General features: G+C 58.7%; 1 protein-coding gene. It reads right to left on the bottom strand.

The genetic code is table 11. The features are described from left to right. Positions 1-3,103, bottom strand: a 3,103-nt coding sequence (locus AC1DT3_RS15655; protein ID WP_477466170.1) for a beta strand repeat-containing protein, incomplete at its 3' end; no start/stop codon positions are given. Positions 3,104-3,344 lie beyond the last annotated feature (241 nt).

Genomic DNA, 3,344 nt, shown 5'->3' with positions numbered 1-3,344 from the left:
CATTGACGGTAATGGTCCTGGTGGTTTCGTTGGCCGCGAAGGCCACCCTGCCGCTCGTGGCCTGGAAGTCACTCGTATCGGCGGGGCTCCCTCCAGCACCGGCCAATGTCCAGTCGACGGTTGCAAGACCTGCCGGATCCGCACGCGTCACCGTGAAGGTGAAGGCGGTCATGCCTCCGGTGCCTTCAGCCTTGATCGCATCGGTCGCAGCGATGGACAGCGTCGGCGTCGGTGCATCCGCCGCCAGAACACTGAACGTCACAGGCCTCGGTGCGGACGCCAGCGTCCCATCATAGGCGACGACATTGAGCGTCTTCTCCCCAATATCGGCGGCCGTTACAGCCCTGGTGGTGCGGATCTGGCCGCTTGTCGCGCTGATCTCGAACAACCCGGATGGATCGATCGCCGTTCCGTTTTCGAACCGATACTGATTGATCTGATTGGCGGGCAACGTGTCAGGATCGACCGCCGTCGCCAGAACGACGTTTGCATTGATGCCCGTCGTGCCGACCCTGATTGTCTGCGAGTCAGTGAAATTGATCGACGATGCAGCCTCATTGCGGTCGGTCAGATTGATCGTGAGCGCCTGCGACGTCGACAGGCCCGCGCCGACGAGATCCGTCACGGTCACCGTGACCGTGTGGATCGGAACTGTCTCGTAGTTCAGATCGGCGCCGGCCTTCACCTTGATCTCGCCCGTGATCTCGTCGATCGTGAAGTTGTCGTTGTTCGCGATCGAGTAGCGAAGATTAGCAGGAGCGCCGTCATCGCTCGCCGTCACCGTGCCCACGGATGTGCCGGCACCCAAGTTCTCGACGATCGAAGCTGCCGTACCACCCGTTGTGAAATGCACGTTGCTGGGGACCGTGTTCACGTTCTTGACCGTGATCGTCACGTCGCCGATCGCCGTATTGTTCGTCGCACCCGAGCCGTCGTTGGCGACGACCGAGTAGGTGATCGGCGTGTCCGCCGTCACGTTCGCCAGCGCCCCGTTCGTCTGGATCGTGTTCCCCACAATCTTGAACTTCTGRTCCGCACTGATCAAGCCGTTCGAGCCTGCAAATGCAGTCGCGAACGTGTATGTGATCRTCTGGTTGTCGTCGTCCCTGTCGTCCAAAGTTACGACTGTGGTCGAACCCGCCGTCCCCTCGTTCACGTTCGCCGTCGTCGCCGGGTTGGTCGGRGCGGCGTTCGCTGGAGGAGTCGAAGAGACGGTGATCGGAGTCGTGACTGTTTGCGTCGGGTTTGCCATGTCTGACACGCCGATCGAGAACGTCGTGGTCTGGACGGCCCCGCCGGCAATGCGGTCTAGCGGGTCGAATTGCACATTATCGAGGAGCGCCGTCAGCTCGGTCTTCGTTCCCGTGAAGGTGTAGATCTTGTTTCCCGGCGACGTCGTCGTATCGGCGGTCGGGATCGTGATGCCACTTCCGACCGCCGCGACCAGCGCACCATGGCTGCCGGTAAACTGGATTTTCAGCGTGATCTGATCGGAGGCTTCCGAATCGTTGATCGTCAGGCCGCCGAAGGCGCTCACCGGACCCTGGTTCGTCGCTGCGAATGTGCCCGATCCTGCCAGCGTAACCGTGGGGGCCGTATCGTCGATCGTCCCCGTCGCCGAATTGTTGCCCGTCGGAGCAATGTAGCCGTTGTCGGTGGCCAGCAGCGGCGAAAGCGTGACGAGGAATGTCTCATCGAATTCATCGACCGCATCACTCAAGATGTCGAAAGTGATGGTCGCGGTGTCGCTATTAGCCGCGAAGGTCACGTCACCGGAGGGGAAACTCCCACCGGCGAAGTCATCTGCAGTGGCGGCGTGCGTTCCCGTACCGGAAACTGCCCAATGAACCTTGGACGTACCGACGGTCGAGTCCCGCTTGACCGTGAAGGTCATCGTCCGGTTCGTGGAGCCAGTCTCCGTCTGCGTGACGGAGACCGATGCAGCGCCAAAGGATACCGTCGGGAGCACGGCGTCGACGAGAACATGAGCCGTCGTGGGAGTACTGGTGTGGGACGCGTCCGTCAGCTCAATCAGGAAGTCCGTCCGCGTCGTTCCGCCAGTCGTGCGATCGGTGGGGCTGAAGCTGAGATTGYCCAGGAGCGTGTTGAGGGTCCCCTCGTCCATAGCGGTGAAGGTGTAGACTTTGGTGACGCCATTGTCGCTCGTCAAAGTCTGGTTGAGAGAACCGGTTCCGCTTGCGAATGAGATCTTGAGCGTCATCTGCTCGGCCGGCGTCGTCGTATCGCCGTCACTAACCGTCACAGCGGCAAACGGATTCATCGCTACGGTGCCGTTGGCCTGCGCGGAAATCGGCGTGCCTGACGTTCCGGAGATAGTGGGGGCGTTGTTGACGACGGGAACGTCGGTTATGCCGATCGTGAAATTTTTGTACGAAACTCCGCCTTCCGGATCGCTCACTTTGACCCGAATCGCACGCGAGCCATCCTGCAGCACGGCCAATTGGCTCGAATCGCGAACGCTCAGGCTGTAGACCGCATCACCCTCGGTCCCGAATCCGGTCCGTATGATCTCGAACGGCCCATTGGTGATTACTGCGCCGGTCGTCACGTCGACGATCTGATAGACAAGGGTCCCGTTGTTGCTGAACTCGGCATACTCATCATCGTCGAATGCGGTGAGCTGCCCGATAGATGTCCCGTTTTGCGTGTTCTCACTGATTGTGATTGCGCCCACCGAACCATCGGCCCGCAACAGCGTCACGTCTCTCGGATTGTCGTTTGCGTCCTCGACCTCAAGGGTGATGTAAGCTTGATAGTCATAACCGAGGATCGACCCGGAGCTGGTGAAATTGATCCCTCCGGTCGTCATCAAATTTTCGAAATCCATCGCGACGAGAGCAATGATTTCCCATCGAGCAGCAGCGGTGTTGTATACGATCTCGTAGTTTCCGCCGTCATCTCCCTCCGAGCCAACCGTCGGCGCGAATGTGAGGCCAGGGACATTTTCACCGGGCTTGAAATTAGTTAGCCACCCGAGGAGAGTTCCAGGAAGCAGGTTCTCCGGAAATCTCACCTCTTGAAGATTACCCTGCGTGAAACCGGTTGCTGGTGTTACGTGTAGAGCCCAAGGACTGCCTGTCATATTAACCCCCTCATTCAATATAAAATTCAGGTCAACGTTCTGTTATACCAAAACATAAGTATCATTATATCATGCCATTAACAACAGGCCGTTAGGGCCAGTGAGCGCAATTTTTAGGGATCACCCGTAGCTCGCAAGGAAGCGRCCATCACGTAAGAAGCAAACGCTCGTGAGAAACGCACAAATGGCCACCAAGAACAGCTTGGCGGCCATTTGTTTGCTCAGAGATATTGGCGATCAG

It is taken from the genome of Microvirga sp. P4_G7, assembly GCF_056401005.1.
Note: the sequence above shows the minus strand (reverse complement) of the source record. Positions and strands in the feature narration are given on the sequence as shown.